Source organism: Vibrio sp. 10N.286.52.C3, from assembly GCF_041468865.1.
GTDB lineage: Bacteria > Pseudomonadota > Gammaproteobacteria > Enterobacterales > Vibrionaceae > Vibrio > Vibrio crassostreae_C.
Genome location: NZ_JBFRJM010000029.1, coordinates 58,208 through 83,533, shown reverse-complemented (window position 1 = coordinate 83,533; position 25,326 = coordinate 58,208). Strand labels below are relative to the sequence as shown.

Sequence of the window (25,326 nt, the reverse complement as noted above, 5' to 3'; positions counted from 1 at the left end):
GAAAGCCGCGATGAACCAAAAAAAAGCCTCGTATAAACGAGGCTTTTTCTAATAATGTGGCGCGCTCTGGAGGATTCGAACCTCCGACCGCCTGGTTCGTAGCCAGGTACTCTATCCAGCTGAGCTAAGAGCGCACGGTTTTAATATCAATTCATTGTTACTAACAAGAGATCAATATAAGGGTTTCATTCTTATAAGAAAAAAGCCCTAAATAGTGGCGCGTCCTGGAGGATTCGAACCTCCGACCGCCTGGTTCGTAGCCAGGTACTCTATCCAGCTGAGCTAAGGACGCACGGTTTTCGATATCAGTATTTCCAATATCAGGAGTTCACAAGGAAACCCTAAAGAGTGGCGCGTCCTGGAGGATTCGAACCTCCGACCGCCTGGTTCGTAGCCAGGTACTCTATCCAGCTGAGCTAAGGACGCGCAGTTTTCGATATCGGTATTCCCAATATCAGGGGTTCATAAAAGAAACCCTAAATAGTGGCGCGCTCTGGAGGATTCGAACCTCCGACCGCCTGGTTCGTAGCCAGGTACTCTATCCAGCTGAGCTAAGAGCGCACGGTTTTAGTATCAATTCGTTGTAAACAACAACTCAATACAAGGATTTCTGTTCTTATAAGAAAGAAGCCCTAAATAGTGGCGCGTCCTGGAGGATTCGAACCTCCGACCGCCTGGTTCGTAGCCAGGTACTCTATCCAGCTGAGCTAAGGACGCACGGTTTTTGATATTAATTCTCGACGAACGATTTATCAATATCAGGATTCACATTCTTATAAGAACTAAACCCTAAATAGTGGCGCGCTCTGGAGGATTCGAACCTCCGACCGCCTGGTTCGTAGCCAGGTACTCTATCCAGCTGAGCTAAGAGCGCACGGTTTTAGTATCAACTTAGTCAATACAAGGACTTTCATTCTTAAAAGAAATAAACCCTTAAATAGTGGCGCGTCCTGGAGGATTCGAACCTCCGACCGCCTGGTTCGTAGCCAGGTACTCTATCCAGCTGAGCTAAGGACGCACGGTGTTCATTCATTAAGAATGAAGTTGTGAAATATATCACATTCTTCTTGCTACGAAGAAAAAAAAAGGCCATCGGCCTGTAATGAATGGCGGTGAGGGAGGGATTCGAACCCTCGATGCAGCTACAAACCACATACTCCCTTAGCAGGGGAGCGCCTTCGGCCACTCGGCCACCTCACCTAATTCATTATTCTCAAATCACTTACAAGTAAGAGAAGAGAGAATGGCGCGTCCTGGAGGATTCGAACCTCCGACCGCCTGGTTCGTAGCCAGGTACTCTATCCAGCTGAGCTAAGGACGCACATTTACATTGTCTAAATTGCTAATTTTAGACTCGCAAGAAATGGCGGTGAGGGAGGGATTCGAACCCTCGATGCAGCTACAAACCACATACTCCCTTAGCAGGGGAGCGCCTTCGGCCTCTCGGCCACCTCACCGTCTTGCGGAGGCACATATTACGTTTTACCGAAAATATGTCAAACACTTTATTGAAAAAAATTGGACAAAAACACTCAACCGTTTGCTATTTAATCAAAGCGCTTGCAAATTGAACTTATAAGATTCAAATCGCGCTTTTTCCCTTAAAAATTAAGGTGAAAGATTGGCAATAATAAACAGCCGAAAACAATTATCTAATTTCTCCAGCAGCAAGTGCTACCGCTGATGGCACAATACTACGGGATGCGTATTTTCGCCATAGGGGAAGCGAATAAATCTTGAGTTTTGCCAAACAAAATACAGAGCAACAGTTCTGTTCAACCTTGTCTGTATCTCGCAGCATCACAAAGCATTCACTTCACCACTTTGAGACCGATCCGTTATCCAACCCATCTATGTCCCAATCAGTGTTTCGGTTCCCCAAGATCAAAAAAGGCTAGCAACAATGCTAGCCTCTTCTCTACGCAAAAGTATTAGTAGTTGCCAGATGCAACGTTACCATTACCTTTTTCAGCTTGAATGCGCATGTAGATCTCTTCACGGTGAACAGATACTTCTTTAGGTGCGTTAACACCGATACGTACTTGGTTACCTTTAACGCCTAGTACAGTAACTGTTACTTCATCACCAATCATCAGTGTTTCGCCAACGCGGCGAGTCAAAATTAGCATTCTTTGCTCCTTGAGTAATCTCTAAATTTATCTAGCTACGAGAGCATTATCCAACAAAAGTTATATTTTCGTAAACTATCGATTGAGTTTATTTAACCAAAATGCACTTCTTTTTTAGGATAACCCTGTGTTTCACGCGCTACGATGTATGCATTGTGTAATATGTTAGCAGCCATATCGACTTGCGTTGGTGATATCACCAAAGTTAAAGACTGCTGCTGCAATAAGTGATGCTGTACATCAATTTCGCCTTCAGACAACAATCCATGTGAACTGACCACAATTTCTTGTGTTCGGCTTCCTACCACAGTTAACAAACTAACCTGTTCACTATTACGGATTTTCTCAGCAAAAACTAGTTTTAATTTGGCACTTATGTCTTGTTTAATAATGAGTGCTGCCCGTTCTGTTTCCTCGATCACACTACAGACTTCGATCCCCAACAGTTGGCAATGTGAAATGAAAGACGGTAAATCTTCATTCAAACACTCGATACGCACCATATCTCTTTGGATGGCGATGCCAGCAATATCATTCAAACACTGATTACCCGCGATCAATGTGCCCTCGCCTTGTTCAAAGCTTGAAAGCACTCGCAATGACACGTTGTGCTGCCATGCATACTGAACACAAGGAAGGTGCAATACCTTAGCGCCTCGGCGAGCCATCTCTTCCATAGAAGGAAAGTCTAAAGTATCTAATTTCTGAGATTGTTTTACGACTCTAGGGTCACAAGAGTAAACACCATCTACATCAGTATAGATCTGGCATTCTTTCGCCTGCAAGGCACCTGCAAGCGCGACCGCTGTAGTATCTGAACCACCGCGGCCTAATGTCGTGATATCACCTTTCGCATTGAATCCTTGAAAGCCTGCAACAATAACAATCTGGTTGTCATCTAGCAGAGCTTGAATCGGAGCAGTATCAATACGCTCAATCGCTGCATTATTATGATTAGAATCCGTGTGTATCTTGGCTTGATAGCCAGTCATCGATGTCGCTTCATAACCTAACTTGTGTAACGTCATTGCTAACAAGGCCATGGAAACTTGCTCGCCAGCCGTTAACAACACATCCAGTTCTCTAGCGTTTGGTACGCTATCAACTTGCGTGGCTAAATTAACTAACCGATTTGTTTCACCAGACATAGCAGAAACGACAACCACGATCTGGTTCCCTTCATTTTTCGCTTCAATGATTTTTTCTGCTACATGATGGATTCGTTCAATTGAACCCACCGACGTTCCACCAAATTTCTGCACGATAAGAGGCATTTTCACCCGTCCTCACCTTCCCAAGACCAATGTCTATATATGACAAAAAAACACATACTCCGCGTCAGGGCGAAGCAATAAAAAATTAACCAAGGAGTCTAACGCCACCATTAGACTTCTTGGTTAATCTCAATCAAACCTTGTTTAAACACACTTCCAATAGGCAAAATAAAAGATGCCCAATCAACTGATTGGGCATCTTTGTATCAATTACTTAAGCTTAAAGACGCTCTTCTAGCCAAGTACGCACAGATTTAAGCGCTTCTGGCAGTGCTGCAACGTCTGTACCGCCCGCTTGAGCCATATCTGGACGACCGCCGCCTTTACCGCCAACTTGCTCAGCAACCATCTTGACGAGATCACCCGCTTTTACTTTGCCGATTAGGTCTTTGGTTACACCAGCAATCAAGCCAACTTTACCGTCTGCTACGTTCGCGATCAGGATGATGCCGCTACCTACTTGGTTTTTAGCGTTATCAACCATAGTACGTAGGTTCTTGTTGTCTGCGCCTTCAATTGCAGCAACCAAAACTTTAGTACCAGAGATGTCTTCTACTTTGCCCATGATGTTTGCGCTTTCTGCAGCAGCCATCTTTTCTTTAAGCAGTTGGATTTCTTTCTCTAGCGATTTCGCTTTCTTAGCTGACTCAGCCAGTTTCTCTTCGTAAGCGTTAGCCTGAGCTTCTACAGCATCTAGAGCAGCTTCACCTGTTACCGCTTCAATACGACGAATACCCGCAGCAATACCACCTTCAGAAGTGATCTTGAATAGACCGATATCACCCGTGTTGCTTGCGTGGATACCACCACAAAGTTCAGTAGAGAAATCGCCCATAGATAGAACGCGAACTTCATCATCGTACTTCTCGCCAAACAGTGCCATTGCACCTTTTTCTTTCGCTGACTCGATGTCCATGATGTTCGTTTCAATCACATGGTTCTTACGAACTTGTGCGTTAACTAGACGCTCTACTTCTTTAATCTGTGCTGGTGTTACCGCTTCAAGGTTAGAGAAGTCAAAACGTAGGTTATCTGGCTTAACTAAAGAACCTTTCTGAGCAACGTGCTCACCTAGCACTTCGCGCAATGCAGAGTGAAGTAAGTGAGTGGCAGAGTGGTTTAGTGAGATAGCAGCTCGACGCTCAGCGTCAACCGTTGCTTCTACTTTATCGCCCTTAGCAAATACACCTTCAACTAGCTCACCGTGGTGCGCAAATGCGTTACCTAGCTTCTGAGTGTCTTGTACTTTGAAAAGACCCGACGCTGTTTTTAGTGTACCAGCATCACCACATTGACCGCCTGACTCAGCGTAGAATGGTGTCTCTTCAAGGATGATGATTGCTTTGTCGCCAGCCGATAGTGAAGATACTTCTTCGCCGTCAACGAATAGCGCAGAGATTTCACCAGCACCTTCAGTTGCTGTGTAACCACAGAACTCAGTGTTGGTGTCTACTTTGATTGTCGCGTTGTAATCCGTGCCGAATTGGCCTGCTTCACGTGCACGCTTACGCTGTGCTTCCATCGCCTTCTCAAAGCCTTCTTCATCGATAGTAAAATCGCGTTCGCGAGCTACATCGTTAGTAAGGTCAGCTGGGAAGCCGTATGTATCGTAAAGTTTGAAAACTGTTTCGCCGTCAAGCTCTTTGCCTTCAAGTGCATCTAGTGCGTCATTAAGAATAACCATGCCGCGCTCTAGCGTACGACCAAAGTTCTCTTCCTCAATGCGAAGTACTTTTTCAACCAGCTCTTGCTGTTTCTTAAGTTCATCTGCCGCAGAGCCCATCACTTCAGCCAGTACGCCCACAAGTTTGTGGAAGAACACGCCTTGTGCGCCAAGCTTGTTACCGTGACGAACTGCACGACGGATGATACGACGTAGAACGTAGCCACGACCTTCGTTTGAAGGCATAACACCGTCAGCAATTAGGAATGAACAAGAACGGATGTGGTCAGCAATAACGCGTAGCGATTGGTTAGATAGATCGTCATGACCAACAACTTCCGCAGTCGCTTTGATTAGCTTTTGGAATACATCAATTTCGTAGTTAGAGTGAACGCCCTGCATGATTGCAGAAATACGCTCAATACCCATACCTGTATCTACAGCAGGCTTAGGTAGCGGTTCCATTGTGCCGTCAGCGTGACGGTTGAACTGCATGAATACGTTGTTCCAGATCTCGATGAAACGGTCACCATCTTCTTCAGGTGTACCAGGACGGCCGCCCCAGATGTGCTCACCGTGATCGTAGAAGATTTCAGTACATGGACCACAAGGACCTGTGTCACCCATCGTCCAGAAGTTATCAGACTCGAACTGTTTACCGCCTTCTTTGTCGCCAATGCGAACGATACGGTCAGCAGGAACACCTACTTTCTTGTTCCAGATATCGAATGCTTCATCATCTGTCTCGTATACCGTTACCAGTAGACGATCTTTTGGCAGTTGAAGAGTTTCAGTCAGGAATTCCCAAGCAAATCCAATCGCTTCTTCTTTGAAGTAGTCGCCAAAGCTGAAGTTGCCTAGCATTTCGAAGAACGTGTGGTGACGAGCCGTGAAACCTACGTTTTCAAGGTCATTGTGTTTACCACCCGCACGTACACAACGCTGAGCCGTAGTTGCTCGAGTGTAGGCACGCTTTTCGGCGCCTAAGAAGCAATCTTTGAATTGGTTCATACCTGCGTTAGTGAATAGCAGGGTTGGATCGTTATGTGGAACTAACGATGAACTGTCTACGATTTGGTGTTCTTTGCTCTCAAAGAACTTAAGGAACGCGTTGCGAACCTCATCAGTGCTCATGTACATGCAGCTCTTCCTGAAAATAGTCGAGTTAGAATTTTGCCGTATTGTAGATCATGGTTAAGGCTTCGACTAGTTTTCTTGTAGAAAAGACACCCTTGGGCAGGATTTTAGTGGGAATTCGATAAAATGAAGAATATTCCACTATATCTTGCAGTGGAAAAGCAGAACTAAATTGACGACCTAGTACCGAAGAAACTCAGTCAACGAGAGAGATTTGACCAAAGACATGCTCGACGGAGCAGATCCAATAAAAAAGCCCCGCATAAAATATGCGAGGCTTTAAATTCTTTCAAAGCGGATGCTTCTTTCAAACATCCACTCTATAAAACGTGAGCTTATAGCTCTTCGTTTTCTTCTTCTTTCTCTACGTCTTTCTCTTCAAGAACAGCAGGAGTCAGTAGTAACTCACGAAGTTTAGTATCGATCTCTAGAGCAACTTCTGGGTTTTCACGTAGGTATTTACCAGCGTTAGCTTTACCTTGGCCGATCTTATCGCCTTTGTAGCTGTACCAAGCGCCTGCTTTTTCTACTAGCTTATTCTTAACACCTAAGTCGATAAGCTCACCTTCGCGGTTGAAGCCTTTACCGTAAAGGATTTGAGTCTCAGCTTGTTTGAATGGTGCAGCAATCTTGTTCTTAACGACCTTGATACGAGTTTCGTTACCAACAACTTCATCACCATCTTTAATCGCACCAGTACGGCGAATATCAAGACGAACAGATGCGTAGAACTTAAGTGCGTTACCACCTGTTGTTGTTTCTGGGTTACCGAACATCACACCAATTTTCATACGAATTTGGTTAATGAAGATAGCCATACAGTTAGACTGCTTAAGGTTACCCGTCAGCTTACGCATTGCTTGAGAAAGCATACGAGCCTGAAGACCCATGTGGCTGTCGCCCATTTCGCCTTCGATTTCTGCTTTTGGTGTTAGGGCTGCTACTGAGTCAATAACAAGAACGTCGATTGCACCTGAACGAGCCAGTGCATCACAGATTTCCAGCGCTTGCTCACCAGTATCTGGTTGAGAAACAAGAAGTGCATCGATATCAACACCAAGCTTTTGAGCGTAGATAGGGTCTAGTGCGTGCTCCGCATCAACGAATGCACACGTCTTTCCCACTTTCTGTGCTGCAGCAATAAGCTCAAGCGTTAGCGTTGTTTTACCTGATGATTCTGGACCGTAAACTTCTACGATACGTCCCATCGGTAGGCCACCAGCACCTAGTGCGATATCTAGAGATAGAGAACCTGTAGAAATAGTTTCTACGTCCATTGTGCGGTTATCACCAAGACGCATGATAGAACCTTTACCAAATTGCTTTTCAATCTGACCAAGGGCTGCGGCTAACGCTTTTTGTTTATTCTCGTCCATTTCTATCTCCACATAATCGGTTGTCTCAACAAGCGATCTAGAATCTATTTCTAACCCACATAGGGGTGACTAATTGGCTTTCATTATACTGTTGATTCATACAGTGTCTATACCTGTATGAAAATAATTTGTACAAATGTTACTTACCTTCCATTGATAGGTAATCATAAATAACTTGCAGGGCATGGTGCGTGGCTTGTTGGCGTACTTGTGATCTGTCGCCTGTAAATACATGCGTTTCTACTTTATCCCAGCCATTTAGCGCTTTCCACGCGAAGCATACTGTACCAACAGGCTTATCTTCGGTCGCGCCACCTGGGCCAGCGATGCCACTGATTGATACAGAGATCGTCCCGTTTGAATGTTGCAATGCCCCGCTCGCCATTTCTATTACGACAGGCTCACTCACGGCGCCGAACTCCATTAAGGTTTTAAGCTGTACACCGATCATCTCTTGTTTGGCTTCATTGCTGTACGTAACAAAAGCGCGATCAAACCATCCAGAGCTGCCCGCAATATCGGTGACTGCACTCGCGACACCTCCGCCAGTGCAAGATTCAGCCGTCACTAACACGTGTTTGTGTTTAGCGAGTAAATGTCCAAGCTGCTCACTAAGGTCTTGAGTCATCTGCATCATCTGCTTCCCTTTATTTACTGTCATATCATTTGGATTCGCATCTTTTCGCATCAGCCGCTTTTCGCACGAAACGCTTTCACGTATCCTAAGCCGCAATAGAAATAAACGAAAGAAGTTAACTGTGAAAGCCGATCAAAAACATACTCCCATGATGCAGCAGTATCTAAAACTGAAAGCAGAAAACCCAGAAATTCTGCTGTTCTACCGCATGGGCGATTTCTACGAGCTTTTCTACGATGACGCTAAAAAAGCCTCTCAACTCCTCGATATTTCACTGACTAAGCGTGGCTCATCAAATGGTGAACCGATTCCGATGGCAGGTGTTCCATACCATGCGGTTGAAGGGTATCTTGCAAAGTTAGTGCAACTTGGTGAATCCGTAGCAATTTGTGAACAGATTGGTAATCCAGCAACTTCAAAAGGCCCTGTTGAGCGTGCTGTTGTACGTATCGTCACACCCGGCACCGTGACCGATGAAGCATTGCTTTCTGAGCGCGTTGATAACCTAATTGCAGCGATTTACCATCACAACGGTAAGTTTGGTTACGCGACACTGGATATCACCTCCGGTCGATTCCAACTTTGTGAGCCAGAAACCGAAGAAGCAATGGCCGCAGAACTGCAGAGAACCTCACCACGTGAGCTACTGTTCCCTGAAGATTTCGAGCCAGTCAATCTAATGGCAAGCCGTAATGGCAACCGCCGCCGCCCTGTATGGGAATTTGAATTAGACACCGCTAAGCAGCAATTGAATAAGCAGTTTGGTACTCGCGATCTGGTTGGCTTTGGCGTAGAAAGCGCGAAACTGGGTCTATGTGCGGCTGGTTGTTTGATCCAATACGTGAAAGATACCCAACGTACTGCCCTCCCTCATATCCGTTCACTCACGATGGATAAACAAGATCACTCGGTGATCCTTGATGCTGCAACTCGTCGTAATTTGGAGATCACGCAAAATCTTGGGGGTGGTACTGATAACACCCTTGCCGAAGTACTTGATCACACTGCGACAGCAATGGGTAGCCGTATGCTTAAGCGTTGGTTACATCAACCAATGCGCAATATATCTGCACTCGATCAGCGCTTAGATGCAATTGGTGAAATGAAAGATTTGGCTCTATTCACAGAACTACAGCCAACCTTAAAACAGATTGGTGATATCGAACGTATTCTCGCTCGATTAGCACTTCGCTCTGCTCGCCCTCGCGATATGGCGCGTCTTCGCCAAGCAATGGAATATTTGCCAGAGCTTGCTGAAACACTGACGCAACTGAAGCACCCATACCTAACTCAACTTGCTCAATATGCTTCTCCTGTGGATGAGGTTTCTGAGCTGCTTGAACGTGCAATCAAAGAGAACCCACCGGTGGTTATCCGTGACGGTGGTGTGATTGCAGAAGGCTACAATGCCGAGTTAGACGAATGGCGCGACCTTGCAGCAGGCGCAACTGAATTTCTTGATAAGCTTGAGCAAGAAGAGCGTGAACGTCATGGCATCGACACGCTAAAAGTTGGCTACAACAACGTACATGGTTTCTTCATTCAAGTAAGCCGTGGGCAAAGCCATCTTGTGCCGCCACACTATGTTCGTCGTCAAACGCTGAAAAATGCTGAGCGTTACATCATTCCTGAGCTAAAAGAGCACGAAGACAAAGTACTTAACTCTAAGTCGAAAGCACTCGCTATCGAGAAACAGCTGTGGGAAGAGTTGTTTGACTTACTACTGCCGTATCTAGAGCGCCTACAAAATATCGCCTCTTCAGTATCTCAGCTTGATGTTCTACAGAACTTGGCTGAGCGTGCAGATACCCTTGATTACTGTCGTCCAACCATGACAGAGTCTGCTGGCGTACAAATTCAGGCCGGTCGTCACCCTGTTGTTGAACAAGTGATGGACGAACCTTTCATTGCTAACCCTATCGACCTGAATGATCAACGTAAGATGCTGATCATCACGGGTCCCAACATGGGTGGTAAATCGACCTACATGCGCCAAACGGCACTCATCGCATTGATGGCTCATATCGGTTGTTATGTTCCTGCAGAAAGCGCAACCATCGGCTCTATCGACCGTATCTTTACGCGTATTGGCGCATCCGATGATTTGGCTTCTGGCCGTTCAACCTTCATGGTTGAGATGACAGAAACCGCAAATATCCTGCACAATGCAACACCAAACAGCCTTGTGCTAATGGATGAAATCGGTCGTGGTACCAGTACTTACGATGGCCTGTCTCTGGCTTGGGCAAGTGCAGAGTGGCTAGCCAATCAAATCAATGCGATGACACTGTTTGCAACGCACTACTTTGAGCTAACTGAACTACCTAACCAACTTCCAACTTTAGCAAACGTACACTTAGATGCGGTTGAACATGGTGATAGCATTGCCTTTATGCACGCAGTTCAAGAAGGTGCTGCAAGTAAATCTTATGGTCTAGCGGTTGCAGGTTTAGCTGGCGTACCGAAAGCAGTGATCAAGAATGCTCGTGCGAAGCTGACTCAGTTAGAAGCGTTAAGTATGGAGTCGCCAACATCGAAGCCAAGCGGTGTCGATATCGCAAACCAACTGAGCCTGATCCCAGAACCGAGTGAAGTAGAGCAAGCGCTAGCGAATGTTGATCCTGATGATCTAACTCCTCGCCAAGCATTAGAAGAACTTTACCGCTTGAAGAAGCTGCTTTAGTTTCTTACCAAGTAGCTTGTTATGGCCGTACTGCTATTTTGATTAGACGGCATGAAATACCAAAGCCACAAACAAAAAAACGCTGACTTAAAGTCAGCGTTTTTATTTGTCTTCTATTTAGAGAAGCATCATCCGTTCAATTAGTCGTTTTCTACGTTGAACAGGTTTTCCATATTCAGACCTTGCTTGATAAGAATCTCACGTAGACGGCGAAGACCTTCAACTTGGATTTGACGAACACGTTCACGAGTCAGGCTGATTTCGCGGCCCACTTCTTCTAATGTTGACGGTTCATAACCCAGTAGTCCAAAGCGACGCGCAAGCACCTCTTTCTGCTTAGGATTCAGCTCATCAAGCCAGAAAATCAACGAGTTCTTGATATCGCTATCTTGAGTTGAAACCTCAGGATCTGAATTATTGATGTCTGGAATAATATCCAACAGCGCTTTCTCACCGTCACCACCAATTGGCGTATCAACAGAGCTCACTCTTTCGTTTAGACGAAGCATCTTGCTCACATCACCAACCGGCTTATCTAACTTAGAAGCAATTTCTTCTGCCGTTGGTTCATGGTCAAGCTTTTGTGATAGCTCTCTTGCAGTACGTAGGTAGATGTTCAGCTCTTTCACAACATGGATTGGCAAACGGATAGTGCGAGTCTGATTCATTAACGCACGTTCAATGGTTTGACGAATCCACCATGTCGCGTAAGTTGAGAAGCGGAAGCCACGCTCTGGATCAAACTTCTCTACGGCGCGAATCAAACCTAGGTTGCCTTCTTCGATTAGATCGAGAAGTGCAAGGCCGCGGTTGCTATAACGACGTGAAATTTTTACCACTAAACGCAGGTTACTTTCGATCATGCGTTTACGTGCTGCTTCATCACCGCGTAGAGCTCGACGTGCATATAGCACTTCTTCTTCAGCGGTTAGTAGTGGTGAGAAACCAATTTCGCCTAAGTAGAGTTGAGTGGCATCTAAACTTTTAGACGTAACTTCAACTTCTTCTTTCGCTTCGGTTTTCTTAGTGACTGTTCGTTTTGCTTTTCCAAGAGCTTCCGGTTCCGTGGTTGCTTGGTCAAGATCGAACTCTTCTTTGGTTACTGCATTGCTTATACTCATAACGCCTCCCCCTGGCGAAATTAGCATGACATTACAACTTCATATGTCGCTAAATGACTATGTCACTCCATACAATACGTAATTTTTGCATATTGTATTTAAGGTAAATATCGTTTTGGATTAACGGACTTACCTTGGTAACGAATCTCAAAGTGCAGCCTAACACTGCTGGCTCCAGAGCTTCCCATTGTTGCAATCTTCTGCCCTGGTTTCACACTTTGCCCTTCAGATACTAATAGTCGGTCGTTGTGCGCGTATGCACTTAAGTAATTATCATTGTGCTTCACAATCACTAGATTGCCGTAGCCTCGTAGTGCATTACCCGAATAAACAACCGTTCCCCCTGCAGTAGATACTATTGGCTGACCTCGCTGTCCTGCTATGTCTATGCCTTTATTTCCTTGTTCGCCTACAGAGAAACTCTTGATTACTCTCCCTTTAGTTGGCCATAACCATTTGGATACTTTATCACTTGTTGGTTTGGTGGGCGGTGTAACATTCTGTTTACCTTTAGAACCAACATACTCCTTTGATTTGGATTGTTCAACCTTCTTTGGTGGATCTTTTTTCACCACTTTGGTGGTAGTTTGAGCTGGAGCCGGTTTAGAGTTTTTGCTCGGTTGCGATGTGGTTTTAGGTTTACTTGCCGCAGATGACGTTGTCGATGCCGCGACAGGCGCAGCAACTGCTGCTGCCGCTACCGTTGATTTACCATACGCTGGCGCATTGTAGCTAGGACGCCACAACTTAAGCTTCTGCCCGGGGTGGATAGTATAAGGCGCAGACAATTTGTTGTAGCTGACGAGGTCATTGACGTCTTTATTGGTCACATAAGCGATGAAATAAAGCGTATCGCCTTTTTTCACTTCATAGTAACTGCCGCGATAACTACCACGATCAATCGATGAGTATTTCTTGTTAAGGCTTGAAACCGGCGCAGGCGAATTCGCTGCACACCCAACAAGGGCACAGCTAAGCAGTAAAGTACTTCCTTTAAACAACTTCGAACGCATCGACTCTCTATCCACCTACACCATTAATCTTGTTATTAAGCTAGTTCACCAGGAACAAGAGGTACAAATCTCACCATTTCGATAACACTCGACAAAAATTCATCGCCGTGACGAACGATCTTCAACAGTTGTTGTTCATCATCCCCAACAGGAATCAGTAAACGACCACCATCTTTCAGCTGTTGCAGAAGCGCTTGAGGAATCGACTCTGCAGCAGCGGTAACAATAATCGCATCAAAAGGCGCCTTTGAAGACCACCCTTGCCAACCATCACCATGCTTAGTTGAAATATTGTAGAAATCGAGTTGCTTCAACCTACGCTTAGCATCCCATTGTAGCGACTTTATTCTTTCAACCGAATAGACATGATCAACAAGCTGAGCCAATACTGCGGTTTGGTAACCAGAACCCGTTCCAATCTCCAAAACGCGGCTATCTTGTTGTAACTCAAGTAACTCTGTCATTTTAGCAACAATATATGGTTGCGAGATGGTTTGCCCCTGTCCGATCGGCAGCGCATTATTATCATAAGCTTGATGGTACATCGCCTGTGATAAAAAGCTCTCTCTCGGCAGTTGGTAAATCGCATCAAGAACCTTTTGGTCTCGGATACCATTTTCAATCAGAAAAGTAACTAAGCGCTCGGCTTGTGGATTGCTCACTTACTTCTCCCCTAACCATGTTGTCATCGCACCTAACGACTCGTGCGCCGTCAGATCAACTTGTAACGGTGTTACCGATACAAAGCCATGTTCGATTGCGTAAAAATCGGTACCTTCGCCAGCATCTTGCTCTTTACCCGGAGGACCAAGCCAATAGATATCATGACCACGAGGGTCTTTTTGCTTAATCATATCTTCGGCATGGTGACGAGCACCGAGGCGCGTAACTTGAGTACCAGAGAGTTGTTCTAAAGCCAAATCAGGCACATTGACGTTTAACAGGCGATTAGTTGGGATTGGGTTGACTAAATGCTGTTCGACGATACGACGAGCAATCGCTGCCGCTGTCTTAAAATGTTTTTTACCCACCAATGAAAATGCCACCGATTGAACGCCTAAGAAATGCCCTTCCATTGCGGCTGCGACTGTGCCTGAATAAAGCACATCGTCACCAAGGTTAGCACCGTGATTAATACCCGTTAAAACCAGATCGGGCATATCGTTCTTGAGCAGTTCATTTAACGCAAAATGCACACAGTCGGTCGGCGTGCCTTGTACCGAGTAGGTATTTTCTGCAATTTCTTGAACGCGCAAAGGTTGTTCTAAAGTTAATGAATTTGAAGCACCTGAGCGATTTCGGTCAGGTGCCACAATGATAACTTCAGCAAGATCACGTAATTCATTTGCTAGCTCATGAATACCTTGAGCGTGCACACCATCATCATTGCTGAGTAAAATCTTCATCTTGTATCCTTTCTTTTGTTCCCATGCTAAGCCAAGTCACTTAAATTCCAATATCAAGTGACTCAGCTCCAAGCAGAATCGTTATTGCTCGTAGGTTCTCTCTACGTGTACTTCTTCAACCAACTCTCGAACGATAGCGGTTGCGAAACAACCTGCGTCTAGAGAGAACTTAAGAGTGACATTATCTTCGTTCACTTCCCAAGTTAAATCGGTTGGTTTTAACGATGCTTCACGACGGTCATGGCGCATGCGGTTACCGCGAATCAGCGCCATTAGGTCAGGTTCAGAATCAAGATGTTTTTGCTCTAACGCTTGAGACTCATCAATCGTTGGTAAGGCATTATCGCCAGCCAAAGCAACAGTTATCAAAGCAGAACCGTTCGCAATGTCTTGGTTTACAGCTTCAATGTTGTCTGCTGTTACTGCCAGTTGAGCACCGTCTTTCACCACGATATCGCCAACCAATGCTGATGCAAACGCATCTTGCTCAATACGGTCTGAAAGGATCAGGTTGTAAATCCACGAACGAGCAGCAGAAAGGTACAAGCTGCGCTTATTCTGGTTACGAGTACGAACGTTATCGCGGCCCCAACGACGAGCTTCAGATAGATTGTTACCTTCATTGCCAAAACGCTGAGCACCAAAGTAGTTTGGCACGCCCACTTGAGCGACTTTTTCCAAACGCTTGACCACATCATCGCAATCCGTTACTTCAGACAAGGTCAACTCAAATTGGTTGCCAACTAAATCGCCTGGACGTAACTTTTTGTTGTGTCGCGCTGTCGCTAAGATTTCAATGCTTGGGTATTGTGCTAAGAACCCTGAAAAGTCAGGCTCACCTTTCGGTAGGTGAACGCTCAACCACTGCTCTGTCACAGCGTGGCGGTCTTTCAAACCCGCCCAGCTCACGTCTTTCGACTTAACACCGCAAGCTTTAGCCAGCTCGTTTGCTACGAAGCTCGTGTTTTCACCAGTTTTACGAATACGAACCATTAGGTGCTCGCCTTCACCAGCAAACTCAAAACCCAAGTCTTCATTAACGACAAAGTGTTCGGCTTTTGCTTTTAGTTTTGCTTTCGCAGTTGGTTTACCGTTTAGATAAGCCAATGAAGATAAAATATCTGACATGCTGTTCTTTTCGTGTTGGTGCTTACGCACTTTTAGTAATTAGGACCACCGCTTCACATGCGATGCCCTCTTTGCGACCTGTAAAACCTAAACGCTCAGTGGTCGTCGCTTTTACATTCACATTGCTAATGCTGGTTTCTAGGTCTTGAGCAATAGCTTGGCACATAGAGTCTATATGAGGCGCCATCTTTGGAGCTTGCGCCATGATAGTAATATCGGCATTACCAATCACGTAACCTTGTTCTTTTACTCGACGGTAAACATCTTTCAGTAGCTCACGGCTATCCGCACCTTTCCATTCGTCATCGGTATCAGGGAAATGACGACCAATATCACCCGCAGCAATCGCACCCAATAGAGCGTCACACAACGCATGAAGGGCAACATCACCGTCTGAGTGTGCAATAAGACCTTGCTCGTAAGGGATGCTTACACCACCAATAATTACCGGGCCTTCACCACCAAACTTATGTACATCAAAGCCATGGCCAATACGAATCATCATTATTCCTTATTCTGACTTAAATAGAACTCAGCAAGCGCTAAATCTTCAGGCTGAGTAATCTTAAAATTATCTGAACGCCCCGTCACTAAAGCGGGCGATAAACCTTTCCATTCAAAGGCTGAGGCTTCATCAGTAATTGAAGCGCCTTGTTGCAACGCCTCACTTAATGCCTTCCACAGAGGCTTTGCTCTGAACATTTGCGGCGTAAGTGCATGCCATAAATCGGCACGCTCAACGGTATGCTCGATCTGCCCTTGGGCACCGCGCTTCATCGTGTCACGAACTGGAGCCGCTAAAATAGCGCCCACATCATGGCTCATCGCGCCTGAAATTAGCTTGTCGATATCACTTAGCTGAACACACGGCCTTGCCGCATCGTGAACCATTACCCAATCACTAAGTTGCTGCTCAGCGATATAGTTTAGCGCAGAGAGTACAGAGTCCGCTCGCTCGCTTCCGCCTGACACTCTGATCACTTGCGGGTTCAGGTTGAGTGCTAGATCAGGGTAGTATGGGTCATCATCGCTGATCGCAACGACAATTTGAGCGACTTGTGGGTGAGACAGTAATTTCTCAATGGTGTGCTCTAAAATTGTTTTGCCGTGAATCTTGAGATATTGCTTAGGGCGGTCTGCCTTCATTCGGCTACCGACGCCCGCCGCAGGTACAACGGCAATCACGCTTTGAAGTTGAGTCGACATTAATGGGATTCCTCACCAATGATGCGATAAAACGTTTCACCTTCTTTGACCATTCCAAGTTCATGACGTGCGCGTTCTTCTATCGCGTCTAAGCCTTGGCGTAGATCGTCAATTTCAGCAAACATTTCTGCATTTCGAATATGCAGCTTTTCATTTACTTGCTGTTGAACTTGGATTTCGTTGTTCACACCGTAGTAATCAGAGATACCATTTTTACCGAGCCACAGTGTGTGTTGTAGCCAGCCAAACACTATGAGCAGTACTAAAGCAAAAATTCGCATAACACCTTTCGCCGGTTGAAAAAGAAGGAACTAGAATAAGGCACATATATACCATAATGAGCTTATTGGTGCGAGATATGTGGTGTCAGGGAATCAATAAGTCGGGGAGTCATTGTCAGGAAAACAATGAGATTCCCTACTCCTTCCTTCGTCAGTCTAGGGAATGACGAACTTTATATGTGACAAGGAGGAGCTTTAGAGCCTAGAGCTTCTTTCATTCAGTTTTCTACAGACAAAAAAATGCCCCGCATAAGCGAGGCATTCAAAAGTATTAGTGCATAATTCTAACTAGTTGGTGCTGTAGCAAGGCAACAAAGAAGATTCAGCTATGGAGCATAGTTTCCTATGTGACTTAGTGAATCTTCTGCAGTTAACGCAGCTACAGTGCCAAATAGGACGAATTATTGACCTTTAACTTCTTTAAGACCGTTGTAAGGAGCTTTAGAACCTAGAGCTTCTTCGATACGGATAAGTTGGTTGTACTTAGCAACACGGTCAGAACGGCTCATAGAACCAGTTTTGATTTGACCTGCAGCTGTACCTACCGCTAGATCAGCGATAGTTGCATCTTCAGTTTCGCCAGAACGGTGAGAGATTACTGCAGTGTAGCCAGCGTCTTTAGCCATCTTGATAGCAGCTAGAGTCTCTGTTAGAGAACCGATTTGGTTGAACTTGATAAGGATAGAGTTAGCTACGCCTTTCTCGATACCTTCAGCAAGAATCTTAGTGTTTGTAACGAACAGATCGTCACCAACGATTTGAAGCTTGTCGCCTAGAAGTTCAGTTTGGTGCTTGAAGCCATCCCAATCTGACTCGTCAAGACCGTCTTCAATAGAAACGATTGGGAAGTTGTTCGCTAGCTCAGCTAGGTAGTGGTTGAACTCTTCAGAAGTGAAAGTTTTACCTTCGCCCTTCATGTTGTAGATACCAGCTTCTTTGTCGAAGAACTCAGATGCTGCACAGTCCATAGCAAGAGTAACGTCTTTACCTAGTTCGTAACCAGCAGCTGCAACAGCTTCTGCGATAACTTCTAGAGCTTCAGCGTTAGACTTAAGGTTAGGAGCGAAACCACCTTCATCACCAACTGCAGTGCTGTAGCCTTTAGACTTAAGAACTTTAGCTAGGTTGTGGAATACTTCAGCGCCGATACGTAGACCTTCTTTAAGAGTTTTAGCGCCAACTGGTTGGATCATGAACTCTTGGATGTCAACGTTGTTATCTGCGTGCTCACCACCGTTGATGATGTTCATCATTGGTAGAGGCATAGAGAACTGACCAGCAGTACCGTTTAGCTCAGCGATGTGCTCGTATAGAGGCATGCCTTTCGCAGCAGCAGCAGCTTTTGCGTTAGCTAGAGATACAGCTAGGATAGCGTTCGCGCCGAACTTAGACTTGTTATCAGTACCGTCTAGGTCAAGCATGATTTGGTCAACGTCAGCTTGTGCTTTAGCGTCAGTACCAACTAGAGCTTCAGCGATTGGGCCGTTTACAGCTTCAATAGCTTTAAGAACACCTTTACCTAGGAAACGTGATTTGTCGCCGTCACGTAGCTCAAGAGCTTCGCGAGAACCAGTAGATGCGCCAGATGGAGCAGCAGCCATACCTACGAAACCGCCTTCTAGGTGTACTTCAGCTTCTACAGTTGGGTTACCACGTGAATCGATGATTTCACGACCTAGAACTTTAACGATCTTAGACATTGAATGTTTCCTTCTCGTTGAATATATAAATGTCAAATTTAAAGGTAGCAGCACAACTTACGCAGCTACCTGTATTCCTTTTTACTTCTCTAACTCGCCGCGCTGGAACTCACCAGCCGCTTTAACGAAACCTGCAAACAATGGGTGACCATCGCGAGGTGTTGAAGTGAACTCTGGGTGGAATTGAGCAGCAACGAACCATGGGTGGTTCGGGTTCTCAATAACTTCAACCAGTTTCTTGTCCGCAGATAGACCCGATACTTTTAGGCCCGCTTTTTCGATTTGTGGACGAAGATTGTTGTTCACTTCGTAACGGTGACGGTGACGTTCATGGATCGTCGCGCTACCGTATAATTCGTAAGCTTTCGTCCCTTTCGCTAGGTGACAAAGCTGTGAACCAAGACGCATTGTGCCGCCAAGGTCAGATGTTTCTGTACGCTCTTCAACTTTACCTTCGCCATCAGTCCACTCAGTGATAAGACCAACAACTGGGTACTTAGTTTCAGTACAGAATTCAGAAGAGTGTGCCCCTTCCATTTTCGCAACGTTACGAGCGTACTCGATAAGTGCTACTTGCATACCTAGACAGATACCTAAGTACGGTACTTTGTTTTCACGAGCGTATTGAGCAGCAAGAATCTTACCTTCAACACCACGGTCACCAAAGCCACCAGGAACTAGGATTGCATCTAGGCCTTCTAAAACTTCTACGCCACGAGACTCAACGTCTTGTGAATCTACGTATTTAATATTAACGCTTAGGCGATTTTTCAAGCCCGCGTGTTTTAGCGCTTCATTTACTGATTTGTATGCGTCTGGTAGTTCAATGTACTTACCAACCATACCAATCGTCACTTCACCCGTTGGGTTAGCTTCTTCGTAAATTACTTGTTCCCATTCAGACAGGTCTGCTTCTGGAGCTGTGATGCCGAAACGCTTACATACAAGTTCATCAGTACCTTGAGCTTTAATAAGCTGAGGGATCTTGTAGATAGAGTCAACATCGCGCATAGAAATAACTGCATTTTCTTGCACATTACAGAACAGAGCAATTTTCTTACGCTCGTTCGAAGGAATGTTGCGGTCTGAACGACAAACTAGGATGTCTGGCTGAATACCAATAGACAGTAGCTCTTTTACAGAGTGTTGCGTTGGCTTAGTTTTCACTTCGCCCGCAGCTGCTAGGTATGGCACTAGAGTAAGGTGCATGAACATTGCGCGTTCACGGCCTAGTTCTACTGCTAGCTGACGAATCGCTTCCATGAATGGTAGAGATTCGATATCACCAACCGTACCACCAACTTCAACGATCGCAATATCGTGGCCAGCTGCGCCAGAAATAACACGCTCTTTGATAGAGTTAGTGATGTGTGGGATAACCTGAATAGTTGCACCTAGGTAATCACCGCGACGCTCTTTAGCGAGTACGTCTGAGTAAACACGACCTGCAGTGAAGTTGTTACGCTTAGTCATCTTGGTGCGAATGAATCGCTCATAGTGACCAAGGTCAAGGTCTGTTTCAGCGCCATCTTCCGTAACGAACACTTCACCGTGCTGAGTCGGGCTCATAGTGCCTGGATCAACGTTGATGTAAGGGTCAAGCTTCATCATAGTCACTTTAAGACCACGAGCTTCTAAAATAGCCGCAAGAGATGCTGCAGCAATACCTTTACCTAGAGAGGATACAACCCCGCCAGTAACAAAAATGTAATTTGTCGTCATGTTTAACCTGAAATTGGTTGAATGAGGGAAATGGACTACTTCTGGACGGGATGAAAATATACCAGAAGCCCCTTATCGCCACAACGTGAAATCTATCACACTGCTATTTTTTATTTTTTGCTTCAAATCAATTCATGATAAAAGCTTTGGTTATCTTTTCTCCGCCACTTTGACTTCATCCCACATGGAATCAAGCTGTTGTAGTGAAAAGTCAGTCAAATTTTTATCTTGCTGACGAACTTTTTGTTCCACCCCTTTAAAGCGACGCGAAAACTTGAGATTGGCTTTATTGAGTGCCGATTCTGGGTTTTTACCTAAATGTCGTACCAAATTGACCGTCGCAAACAGCAAGTCTCCCAACTCTTCTTCAACCAAATCTTCATTTGGCGTCACTTGAAGTGCCTCTTCCAGCACCTCATCGACTTCCTCTAAAACCTTATTAGCCACTGGGCCAATAGAGTCCCAATCAAAGCCATATTTCGCTACCTGTTTTTGAATCTTTGTAGCACGTGAAAGCACAGGTAGAGAGTTTGGTATTGAGTCTAGAATACTTTCTTGAGTTTTGCCTGCCTGAGCTTTTTCTTTGGCTTTTTCAGCTTCCCAGTTGGCATTAATTTCTTCATCGCTCGCAAACTCGGTATCAGAAAACACATGCGGATGGCGGCGTGTTAGCTTTTCGTTAATGCCATCAACCACATCAGAGAACTCAAACAACCCCTGTTCTTTCGCTAACTGGCTATAGAAGATCACCTGAAACAACAAGTCACCCAACTCTTCTTGTAGGTTCGGCCAATCTTTGTTGTGAATCGCATCCACCACTTCGTACGTCTCTTCGATAGTATGCGGGACAATTGTTTCAAAATTTTGTTTTAAATCCCAAGGACAGCCACCTTCTGGATCGCGCAGCTTAGTCATAATTTGTTCTAGTTGTTCAATCGGGTGGCTCATGGTGCTTTCCTATTATTCTGTTTGATTGTTTTAATCTAATTCTTTTCTTAAAACTAAAAAAGGTGAGCAGCCAAAACCACTCACCTTTCTATTTTTCGTCATCTCCAAGAGCGAAGAATGAGCGAGTTGGGGATCTCAAATCGCTTTACGAGATTCCCTATCACGTTCGTCCCTCACTGTAGGGAATGACGTGGATAGTATTTTGGCCTACCCCAACCTTTTGACTGACATAACATCTTTGATTTGTTCTACTCGGCTGGTAACGCGACTCAGAATTTCAATATTGGTCACTTCCAAATCGAAATCCATTACCGATAGCTGACGCTTGTAGTCGATGCGGCTCTTCATTGTGGTCACGCTGATCTTTTCATTCGAGAACAGTGAGGTGATGTCTTTCAACAAGCCATTACGTTCTAGCGCTTCAACACGCAGCGTTAGGATGTATGAACCGACAAAGCCATTACCCCAAACGGTATCAATGATACGTTCTGGCGCATGCACGCTTAGCTCGCCTAGCTGTTCACAGTCAGCGCGGTGCACTGAGATACCACGACCTTGAGTGATGTAACCTTTAATCACATCACCTGGGATTGGCTGACAGCAACGCGCTAGGTGCGTCATTAGGTTATCTACGCCTTCAACGACAACTGCATCTTTCTTAGGACGACTCTGTTGTGCCGGCTTGTTTTCCGACTCAAGCAGTTTCTCTAGCGCTTTCTTGTCTTCTTCTTCCGCCGTTGGCTTATTCACTAGCGCATTGATGTGATTAACCACTTGGTTAATACGCAAGTCGCCACTACCAATACCTGCATAGAGTTCGTCTGGCGTATTCACGTTAAAGCGTTTTAGTGCGTATTGATCAGCATCTTTTAGGGTTGCGCCTACTTTCGCTAGCTCAACTTCCAGGATATCACGACCCGCTTCTAGGTTTTTCTCACGGCTTTGTGCGCGGAACCAAGCGTTGATTTTCGCTCGAGCTCGACCAGAATGAACAAAACCTGTGGTTGGATTTAACCAGTCACGAGATGGGTTCGGCTCTTTCTGCGTGATGATCTCAACTTGATCGCCCATCGATAGTTTATGAGTGAACGGTACGATACGCCCCGCTACTTTGGCACCGATACAGCGGTGTCCGACCATCGAGTGGATGTGGTAGGCGAAATCCAACGGGGTTGCGCCCATTGGTAAGTCGACCACGTCACCACGTGGAGTAAATGCGTATACACGGTCATCGAAGACTTGGCTACGTACCTCATCCAGCATCTCGCCAGAGTCCGACATCTCTTCTTGCCAGTCGATAAGTTTACGCAACCAAGTGATTTTCTCATCGTAGCCACTACGGCCGCTTGAAGCTCCTTCTTTGTACTTCCAGTGCGCCGCCACACCAAGCTCAGAGTCTTCGTGCATTTGCTTAGTACGGATCTGAATCTCAATGGTCTTGCCTTCAGGGCCAAGTACTACGGTATGAATCGACTGGTAACCATTTGGCTTAGGGTTCGCCACATAGTCATCAAATTCGCTCGGGAGGTGCTTGTATTTAGTGTGTACCACCCCAAGGCCGGCGTAACAGTCTTGCAGCTGGTCAGCGATAATACGTACTGCTCGTACGTCAAAAAGCTCATCGAAGGCTAAGCCTTTCTTCTGCATTTTGCGCCAGATACTGTAGATGTGTTTTGGTCGGCCACTCACTTCAGCATTGATGTTTGAACGCTGCATTTCTGCGGTTAAATCATCAACGAAATCTGTGATGTATTGTTCACGAACGATACGACGCTCAGACAGCTGTTTTGCAATCTGCTTGTAGGTATCTGGTTGTTGGTAGCGGAATGCGTAATCTTCGATTTCCCACTTAAGTTGGCCGATACCTAAACGGTTTGCCAGTGGGGCATAGATGTTCGAACACTCTTTTGCGGCCGCGCGACGCACAGCATCAGGCGCTTTTTTTACCTCGATAAGGTTACAGATTCGTTCAGCGAGTTTGATGACTACGCAGCGGAAATCATCGACCATAGCCAGTAGCATGCGTCGAACGTTATCAACTTGACCCGAGGCAGCACTGCCTTCAAGGGTCACGTTTAACTGGCCTAAGGCCGCCATTTCTTCAACGCCATCGATCAACTTTACGGTTTCTTTACCGTAGCTTTCTTCAAACGCTTCGCGCTCAAAAACGCCGCTTGAGACGACGGGGAAAAGTTGTGCAGCAATTAAAGTGGCACGGTCCATGGACAAGGTGACCAAGATTTCGATCATCTCACGGCCACGCCAAAGCAAGAGCGATGCTTGCTCGTGATCTTTTAAAAGTTCTTCACAGTGACGATAAACTTTAATCAGTTTATTCGAGGTTTTTGCGTCTTGATTCAATGACGCAATCCAACTTTCTAGCTCAAACTGTTCGCTTGGGTTTAAATGTGCGCTTCGTACCGCAACCATCATGCCTTCCTAGTTATTATGTTTTATACCCAATTCAATATGACTAACTGGTTCCAAGTTAGTTCGACCATATTGATATCAGCGCAGGCTTCCCTGCGCCTTTGTGATTCATTTGAAGCCTTGTTTAAGGGCCTCTAAGCCTTGATAAAGAGAGCCATCGATTCTAGATGACTGGTGTGTGGGAACATGTCCAACATACCCAGTTTGGCTAATTGATAGCCTTGTTTTTCTAAGCTCTCAGAATCTCTAGCTAGAGTAGCAGGATTACACGAAACATAAACCACACGCTTCGCTCCTAACGCTGAAATTTGATCAACGATCCCACTCGCTCCCGCACGTGCCGGGTCAAGCAATACTTTATCGAATTTCTCTTTTGCCCAAGGCTGTGAAGATAAGTCTTCTTCAAGGTTAGCTTGGTAAAATTCCGTATTGCTTAACTGGTTTAACGCTGCATTAGATGTGGCTTGCTGAACCATTTCATCAACGCCTTCTACGCCAACCACAAACGCCGATTGTTGCGCGATAGGCAAACTGAAATTCCCTAAGCCGCAAAACAGGTCGAGCACTCGCTCATCCGCTTGAGGTTCTAGCCACTCAATCGCTTGAGCCACCATCTGCTGATTCACTTTCTGGTTTACTTGGATAAAGTGGTTTGGCTCAAACGGTAACGTCACGCCAGTTTCGCTGTAGCTAGGCGCATCACCAACCAGACGGGCCAACTTATCGGTTTCAGGCATCGAGTACAGCGTAGCGCCTTCTTCTTTTGCTAACGCAATCAGCGCTTGCTCATCTTTTTCAACCAAAGGCTTAAGGTGACGTAGAACCATAACAGGGCCAGTATCGCCCAACACCAATTCAACGTGTCCTAAAGACGTAAGGCTGTTGAAAGTGTTCAGTAAATTTTTCAGTTTTGGCAGCAACACATTAAGGCGAGGATCAAGCACGGCACAGTCGGTGATGTTTTCAATCTGCTTACTCTGCTTCTTACGGAAACCGAATTGAAGCTGTTGTGTCTTCTTATCAACAAATAGGCTGATACGTGCGCGACGTCGATAACCGGTTTCATCACCGACAATAGGTTGTGCAACTTCAGTGTTCGCCGTTTGGTATTGGCTCATCAGGTGCGTCAGAGATTGCGATTTATGCTCAACCTGAGAAGAGTAACCTAGGTGTTGAAGGTGACAGCCACCACACTGATTAAAGTGCTTACAAAACGGCTTTAAACGCTGCTCGCTCGGCTTCAATAACTTGATGAGTTTAGCTCGCGAAAACTTACTTTTGCTCTCAGTAAGTTGAATAACCACCTGCTCACCGGGCAATGCGCCATCAATGAAAACCGGTTTATTCTTTTGATAAGCGATGCCAGCGCCATTGTGATCCATTCGTTCAACCAAAACCGATTGATGCTTGGTCTCGAGTTGAGTTTTCTTTTTTGGTTGGAAAAAACGTGCCATTGCTTGTGCCTAATGTAT

General features: G+C 45.6%; 19 protein-coding genes and 10 tRNA genes. 1 reads left to right on the top strand and 28 read right to left on the bottom strand.

Going from position 1 to position 25,326, the window contains the following annotated elements:
- Window positions 1–57: 57 nt before the first annotated feature.
- From AB4138_RS12900 to pncC, 15 genes are all read right to left on the bottom strand, one after another.
- Window positions 58–134: transfer RNA gene (locus AB4138_RS12900), tRNA-Arg, on the bottom strand.
- Between the two features lie 81 nt (window positions 135–215).
- Window positions 216–292: transfer RNA gene (locus AB4138_RS12895), tRNA-Arg, on the bottom strand.
- A 57-nt stretch (window positions 293–349) separates the two neighbouring features.
- Window positions 350–426, bottom strand: a tRNA-Arg gene (locus AB4138_RS12890).
- 58 nt (window positions 427–484) lie between these two features.
- A tRNA-Arg gene (locus AB4138_RS12885) sits at window positions 485–561 on the bottom strand.
- Between the two features lie 79 nt (window positions 562–640).
- Window positions 641–717: transfer RNA gene (locus tag AB4138_RS12880), tRNA-Arg, on the bottom strand.
- 80 nt (window positions 718–797) lie between these two features.
- Window positions 798–874, bottom strand: a tRNA-Arg gene (locus AB4138_RS12875).
- Between the two features lie 67 nt (window positions 875–941).
- A tRNA-Arg gene (locus tag AB4138_RS12870) sits at window positions 942–1,018 on the bottom strand.
- An 89-nt stretch (window positions 1,019–1,107) separates the two neighbouring features.
- Window positions 1,108–1,200: transfer RNA gene (locus tag AB4138_RS12865), tRNA-Ser, on the bottom strand.
- Between the two features lie 44 nt (window positions 1,201–1,244).
- Window positions 1,245–1,321, bottom strand: a tRNA-Arg gene (locus AB4138_RS12860).
- A gap of 43 nt (window positions 1,322–1,364) precedes the next feature.
- A tRNA-Ser gene (locus tag AB4138_RS12855) sits at window positions 1,365–1,457 on the bottom strand.
- Window positions 1,458–1,931: 474 nt separating this feature from the next.
- Window positions 1,932–2,129 carry a carbon storage regulator CsrA gene (gene csrA / locus AB4138_RS12850; protein WP_004415691.1) on the bottom strand — a complete coding sequence of 66 codons (198 nt, stop codon included), beginning with the start codon at window positions 2,127–2,129 and terminating at the stop codon, window positions 1,932–1,934.
- A gap of 92 nt (window positions 2,130–2,221) precedes the next feature.
- Window positions 2,222–3,403 carry an aspartate kinase gene (locus AB4138_RS12845; RefSeq protein ID WP_017063224.1) on the bottom strand — a complete coding sequence of 394 codons (1,182 nt, stop codon included), beginning with the start codon at window positions 3,401–3,403 and terminating at the stop codon, window positions 2,222–2,224.
- Window positions 3,404–3,623: 220 nt separating this feature from the next.
- Window positions 3,624–6,206, bottom strand: a complete 2,583-nt coding sequence (gene alaS, locus AB4138_RS12840; protein WP_017059024.1) for an alanine--tRNA ligase — start codon at window positions 6,204–6,206, stop codon at window positions 3,624–3,626.
- 332 nt (window positions 6,207–6,538) lie between these two features.
- Window positions 6,539–7,579, bottom strand: coding sequence for a recombinase RecA (recA, locus tag AB4138_RS12835; protein WP_017056586.1), 1,041 nt, complete (start codon window positions 7,577–7,579; stop codon window positions 6,539–6,541).
- A 139-nt stretch (window positions 7,580–7,718) separates the two neighbouring features.
- A complete protein-coding gene (gene pncC / locus AB4138_RS12830; protein ID WP_029235458.1) occupies window positions 7,719–8,213 on the bottom strand; it encodes a nicotinamide-nucleotide amidase in 495 nt (164 codons plus the stop codon).
- A 124-nt stretch (window positions 8,214–8,337) separates the two neighbouring features.
- Between pncC and mutS the strand changes: the two genes are divergently transcribed.
- Window positions 8,338–10,899, top strand: a complete 2,562-nt coding sequence (gene mutS / locus AB4138_RS12825; protein ID WP_048615637.1) for a DNA mismatch repair protein MutS — start codon at window positions 8,338–8,340, stop codon at window positions 10,897–10,899.
- Window positions 10,900–11,039: 140 nt separating this feature from the next.
- On the opposite strand, the gene rpoS is transcribed toward mutS, so the two are convergent.
- The 13 genes from rpoS to rlmD all read right to left on the bottom strand — a co-directional run bounded on the left by rpoS (window position 11,040) and on the right by rlmD (window position 25,308).
- Window positions 11,040–12,020 carry an RNA polymerase sigma factor RpoS gene (gene rpoS, locus AB4138_RS12820; protein WP_017059027.1) on the bottom strand — a complete coding sequence of 327 codons (981 nt, stop codon included), beginning with the start codon at window positions 12,018–12,020 and terminating at the stop codon, window positions 11,040–11,042.
- A 98-nt stretch (window positions 12,021–12,118) separates the two neighbouring features.
- Window positions 12,119–13,033, bottom strand: coding sequence for a murein hydrolase activator NlpD (gene nlpD, locus AB4138_RS12815; RefSeq protein WP_229648155.1), 915 nt, complete (start codon window positions 13,031–13,033; stop codon window positions 12,119–12,121).
- Window positions 13,034–13,068: 35 nt separating this feature from the next.
- Window positions 13,069–13,695: a protein-L-isoaspartate(D-aspartate) O-methyltransferase gene (locus tag AB4138_RS12810; protein WP_017633213.1), complete on the bottom strand. Its 627-nt coding sequence runs from the start codon at window positions 13,693–13,695 to the stop codon at window positions 13,069–13,071.
- A complete protein-coding gene (gene surE / locus AB4138_RS12805; RefSeq protein WP_017633214.1) occupies window positions 13,696–14,439 on the bottom strand; it encodes a 5'/3'-nucleotidase SurE in 744 nt (247 codons plus the stop codon).
- A gap of 81 nt (window positions 14,440–14,520) precedes the next feature.
- On the bottom strand, window positions 14,521–15,567 hold the full coding sequence (truD, locus tag AB4138_RS12800; protein ID WP_065584106.1) for a tRNA pseudouridine(13) synthase TruD: 1,047 nt from the start codon (window positions 15,565–15,567) through the stop codon (window positions 14,521–14,523).
- 22 nt (window positions 15,568–15,589) lie between these two features.
- Entirely contained in the window at window positions 15,590–16,069 is a 480-nt protein-coding gene (ispF, locus tag AB4138_RS12795; RefSeq protein WP_004739053.1) for a 2-C-methyl-D-erythritol 2,4-cyclodiphosphate synthase, read from the bottom strand.
- Window positions 16,070–16,071: 2 nt separating this feature from the next.
- On the bottom strand, window positions 16,072–16,773 hold the full coding sequence (ispD, locus tag AB4138_RS12790; protein WP_372306250.1) for a 2-C-methyl-D-erythritol 4-phosphate cytidylyltransferase: 702 nt from the start codon (window positions 16,771–16,773) through the stop codon (window positions 16,072–16,074).
- Window positions 16,773–17,054, bottom strand: coding sequence for a cell division protein FtsB (gene ftsB / locus AB4138_RS12785; protein ID WP_010435786.1), 282 nt, complete (start codon window positions 17,052–17,054; stop codon window positions 16,773–16,775). Before ftsB ends, ispD begins: the two co-directional genes overlap by 1 nt.
- 401 nt (window positions 17,055–17,455) lie before the next feature.
- Entirely contained in the window at window positions 17,456–18,754 is a 1,299-nt protein-coding gene (eno, locus tag AB4138_RS12780; RefSeq protein ID WP_017059033.1) for a phosphopyruvate hydratase, read from the bottom strand.
- 81 nt (window positions 18,755–18,835) lie between these two features.
- Window positions 18,836–20,476, bottom strand: a complete 1,641-nt coding sequence (locus tag AB4138_RS12775; protein ID WP_017063214.1) for a CTP synthase — start codon at window positions 20,474–20,476, stop codon at window positions 18,836–18,838.
- A 150-nt stretch (window positions 20,477–20,626) separates the two neighbouring features.
- Window positions 20,627–21,424: a nucleoside triphosphate pyrophosphohydrolase gene (mazG, locus tag AB4138_RS12770; protein ID WP_102319873.1), complete on the bottom strand. Its 798-nt coding sequence runs from the start codon at window positions 21,422–21,424 to the stop codon at window positions 20,627–20,629.
- Between the two features lie 207 nt (window positions 21,425–21,631).
- On the bottom strand, window positions 21,632–23,854 hold the full coding sequence (gene relA, locus AB4138_RS12765) for a GTP diphosphokinase (protein ID WP_017059036.1): 2,223 nt from the start codon (window positions 23,852–23,854) through the stop codon (window positions 21,632–21,634).
- A gap of 134 nt (window positions 23,855–23,988) precedes the next feature.
- Complete coding sequence (gene rlmD / locus AB4138_RS12760; RefSeq protein WP_372306247.1) at window positions 23,989–25,308, bottom strand: 23S rRNA (uracil(1939)-C(5))-methyltransferase RlmD; 1,320 nt, start codon at window positions 25,306–25,308, stop codon at window positions 23,989–23,991.
- Window positions 25,309–25,326 lie beyond the last annotated feature (18 nt).

What these genes read in the sequence shown, in the direction of transcription:
- csrA (WP_004415691.1), bottom strand. Translation starts at nt 2,129, where the DNA reads ATGCTAATTTTGACTCGCCGCGTTGGCGAAACACTGATGATTGGTGAT.
- AB4138_RS12845 (WP_017063224.1), bottom strand. Translation starts at nt 3,403, where the DNA reads ATGCCTCTTATCGTGCAGAAATTTGGTGGAACGTCGGTGGGTTCAATT.
- alaS (WP_017059024.1), bottom strand. Translation starts at nt 6,206, where the DNA reads ATGTACATGAGCACTGATGAGGTTCGCAACGCGTTCCTTAAGTTCTTT.
- recA (WP_017056586.1), bottom strand. Translation starts at nt 7,579, where the DNA reads ATGGACGAGAATAAACAAAAAGCGTTAGCCGCAGCCCTTGGTCAGATT.
- pncC (WP_029235458.1), bottom strand. Translation starts at nt 8,213, where the DNA reads ATGCAGATGACTCAAGACCTTAGTGAGCAGCTTGGACATTTACTCGCT.
- rpoS (WP_017059027.1), bottom strand. Translation starts at nt 12,020, where the DNA reads ATGAGTATAAGCAATGCAGTAACCAAAGAAGAGTTCGATCTTGACCAA.
- nlpD (WP_229648155.1), bottom strand. Translation starts at nt 13,033, where the DNA reads ATGCGTTCGAAGTTGTTTAAAGGAAGTACTTTACTGCTTAGCTGTGCC.
- surE (WP_017633214.1), bottom strand. Translation starts at nt 14,439, where the DNA reads ATGAAGATTTTACTCAGCAATGATGATGGTGTGCACGCTCAAGGTATT.
- truD (WP_065584106.1), bottom strand. Translation starts at nt 15,567, where the DNA reads ATGTCAGATATTTTATCTTCATTGGCTTATCTAAACGGTAAACCAACT.
- ispF (WP_004739053.1), bottom strand. Translation starts at nt 16,069, where the DNA reads ATGATTCGTATTGGCCATGGCTTTGATGTACATAAGTTTGGTGGTGAA.
- ispD (WP_372306250.1), bottom strand. Translation starts at nt 16,773, where the DNA reads ATGTCGACTCAACTTCAAAGCGTGATTGCCGTTGTACCTGCGGCGGGC.
- ftsB (WP_010435786.1), bottom strand. Translation starts at nt 17,054, where the DNA reads ATGCGAATTTTTGCTTTAGTACTGCTCATAGTGTTTGGCTGGCTACAA.
- eno (WP_017059033.1), bottom strand. Translation starts at nt 18,754, where the DNA reads ATGTCTAAGATCGTTAAAGTTCTAGGTCGTGAAATCATCGATTCACGT.
- AB4138_RS12775 (WP_017063214.1), bottom strand. Translation starts at nt 20,476, where the DNA reads ATGACGACAAATTACATTTTTGTTACTGGCGGGGTTGTATCCTCTCTA.
- mazG (WP_102319873.1), bottom strand. Translation starts at nt 21,424, where the DNA reads ATGAGCCACCCGATTGAACAACTAGAACAAATTATGACTAAGCTGCGC.
- relA (WP_017059036.1), bottom strand. Translation starts at nt 23,854, where the DNA reads ATGGTTGCGGTACGAAGCGCACATTTAAACCCAAGCGAACAGTTTGAG.
- rlmD (WP_372306247.1), bottom strand. Translation starts at nt 25,308, where the DNA reads ATGGCACGTTTTTTCCAACCAAAAAAGAAAACTCAACTCGAGACCAAG.